This is a genomic window from Barnesiella sp. CU968, from assembly GCF_905219685.1.
Lineage (GTDB): Bacteria > Bacteroidota > Bacteroidia > Bacteroidales > Muribaculaceae > Lepagella > Lepagella muris_A.
The window spans coordinates 1-2856 of the sequence record NZ_CAJMXD010000374.1 but is presented as its reverse complement, the minus strand read 5'-3'; the positions used below and the strand labels follow the sequence as shown (position 1 = coordinate 2856).

At 46.7% G+C, this 2856-nt stretch carries 2 protein-coding genes; one reads left to right on the top strand and one right to left on the bottom strand.

Features of this window, described 5'->3' with window-relative positions; genetic code table 11:
- Positions 1-34: 34 nt before the first annotated feature.
- Positions 35-2272 carry a glycoside hydrolase family 3 C-terminal domain-containing protein gene (locus JX312_RS11680; protein WP_204458105.1) on the top strand — a complete coding sequence of 746 codons (2238 nt, stop codon included), beginning with the start codon at positions 35-37 and terminating at the stop codon, positions 2270-2272.
- Between the two features lie 51 nt (positions 2273-2323).
- On the opposite strand, the gene JX312_RS11675 is transcribed toward JX312_RS11680, so the two are convergent.
- Complete coding sequence (locus JX312_RS11675; RefSeq protein ID WP_204458104.1) at positions 2324-2761, bottom strand: hypothetical protein; 438 nt, start codon at positions 2759-2761, stop codon at positions 2324-2326.
- Positions 2762-2856 lie beyond the last annotated feature (95 nt).

Sequence of the window (2856 nt, the reverse complement as noted above, 5' to 3'; positions counted from 1 at the left end):
TAAATTCCACGGCTATAAAATATAATATCATATCATGAAACAAAAATCTTTATTGTTGGCAATCGCTGCGTCTGCAACCTTATTATGCTCAGCGGCAGGTCTATTGCCTTATCAGAATACATCGCTTCCTATTGAGGAGAGAGTCAATGACGCGTTGTCGCGAATGACTACCGCCGAAAAGGTGGCGATAATCCACGCACAATCTAAATTCAGTTCGGCAGGTGTGCCGCGTCTTGGCATTCCGGAACTATGGTGCACCGATGGTCCTCATGGGGTTCGTCCTGAGGTTCTTTGGGATGAATGGAACCAAGCCGGTTGGACCAACGATTCTTGCACGGCTTTCCCGGCACTGACTTGCCTTGCGGCTACATGGAATCCTGAGATGTCAGCTCTTTATGGTAAATCTATAGGTGAGGAGGCGAGATACAGGGAGAAAGATGTTCTGCTTGGTCCCGGTGTTAATATCTATCGCACTCCGCTTAACGGCAGGAACTTCGAATATATGGGAGAAGATCCCTATTTGGCAGCCGTGATGGTGGTTCCGTATGTTCAGGAGCTTCAGAAAAACGGAGTGGCGGCATGCGTGAAACATTATGCACTCAACAATCAGGAATACTTCCGCCACACTGTTGATGTTGACCTCAGCGACCGTGCGCTTTATGAGATATATCTCCCTGCATTCAAAGCTGCAGTGCAGAAAGGGGGAGCATGGTCTATAATGTCGTCCTACAATTTATATAAAGGTCTTCATGCCGGTCAGAATCCGCGTCTGCTTAAAGAGATACTACGCGATGAGTGGGGATTTGACGGCGCGGTGATATCAGATTGGGGTGGCGTGCACAATACTGCTCAGGCAATTACAGGTGGTCTTGACCTTGAATTCGGTTCATGGACCAATGGACTTTCCGAGGGTAAGAAGAATGCCTACGATAGTTATTATCTTGCAGATCCTTATCTGAAGCTCATAAGCGAGGGGAAGGTAGACACCAAGGAACTTGACAAAAAGGCGGCAAACGTGTTGCGCCTGATTTTCCGCACTGCCATGAATAATGAAAAACCATTCGGGTCTCTTAATACTCCGGAACATGTAGAGGCAGCGAGACGAATTGCCGGAGAAGGGATTGTGCTCTTGAAAAACGAAGGCGCTATTCTCCCACTTGATGTGAGTGGCAAGAAGATTTTAGTGGTAGGAGAGAACGCTATAAAGCCTATGACTGTGGGCGGTGGAAGCTCATCGCTGAAAGTCAAGGAGGAGGTGTCTCCTCTTGAGGGATTGAGAAGACGTTTCGGTAAGGTTGCGGAAATTACCTATGTGCGTGGATATGCAGGAGAGCAACTTAAAGATCATGACGGTATGAAATTGCTTGACATTTCAGATAATCGTTCTGAAGAGGAAATGATATCTGAAGCTATTGCTGCTGCAAAAAATGCCGATTATGTGATCTTTGTAGGTGGCCTCAATAAGAATCCTTATCAGGATTGTGAGAATACCGACCGTGCAGGTCTGGGTCTTCCCTATGGACAGGACAAGGTAATCACTGAACTTTCCAAAATAAATAGGAATGTCATTGTTGTAAATATCTCCGGTAATGCGGTCGCAATGCCTTGGATCAAGGATGTTGCAGCTGTAGTGCAGGGTTGGTATTCAGGTTCAGAGGCAGGTAACGCAATTGCTGATGTCCTGTCGGGTGATGTGAATCCTTCGGGCAAACTGCCGTTCACATTCCCGGTGCGGCTTGAGGATGTAGGGGCGCATGCCATGGGTGAATATCCGGGTAACGCCGATGCCTTTAAATGTAATAAAGACACGATGCCGGAATATTACAAGGATGATATTTTTGTTGGCTACCGTCATGCCGACAAGATAAAGAATGCCCCTCTTTTCCCATTCGGACACGGACTCAGCTACACCTCTTTCGAATATGGCAAACCGATGGCTGACAAGAAACAGATGGATGCTGACGGAACTATAACATTCTCCATAAATGTCAAGAACACGGGGAAGATTGCCGGGAAGGAGACTGTGCAGCTCTACATATCAGATAAAAAATCATCCCTTCCGCGACCTGTGAAGGAGCTGAAGGGATTCAGTAAGGTGGAGCTTGCTCCCGGTGAAGAAAAAACCGTAACCTTCATCGTTGGCAAAGAGGAATTGAGTTATTTTGACGATGCGAAACATGCATGGGTTGCAGAACCCGGCACATTCGAAGCATTGTTTGGCTCTTCCTCTCGTGACATTCGAGGTTCTCTGACGTTTAAGCTGACCGATTGATCGAGTTTTATTACTATAGATTATCTTTTTATTCCAATAAGGGAGAGGTTGTCACGGACAGTCTCTCCCGCTATTTTTTTGAAGGTAGAGGGCTGTGGCTTCGGGGAGGCCGGCTTTGGCAAGGCTGTCGATACGTTGTGCATACGGGTAGACGTTTTCAAGCACTTCGCGAGTTGAATATGAAGGTGTATAGCTCGCATCCTGTATTACCACGTAGTCGAAGCCGCCATCGGCAAGTGTCTCTGTCAGGAATTTGTGTTTAAGATGTCCTTTCAAGGTCTGTCCTCCTTTCAGACAGCGGTTTGGAGCCATTTTAAGATTGAGTGATGCTGCGAGATCCCTCACCATTGACGGCATGTCATTATAGAACGTGTAGCTATTGCCGATGAAAAAGATTTGTGTGGAATCTGACTTTTCGGCCCGCATTCGCCGTATCGTTGCAGCGTCTGAATCAATTGTAGCTGAGAATGCGAGTGCAATTGCAAGCATTGTCTTGTGGGGATGGGTGTAAACGTCCCATAAAGCGCATAACTCTCTTAAGTGTCCGAAGTTTCGGGCACTTCAATATTTCATGTCATTAAAAA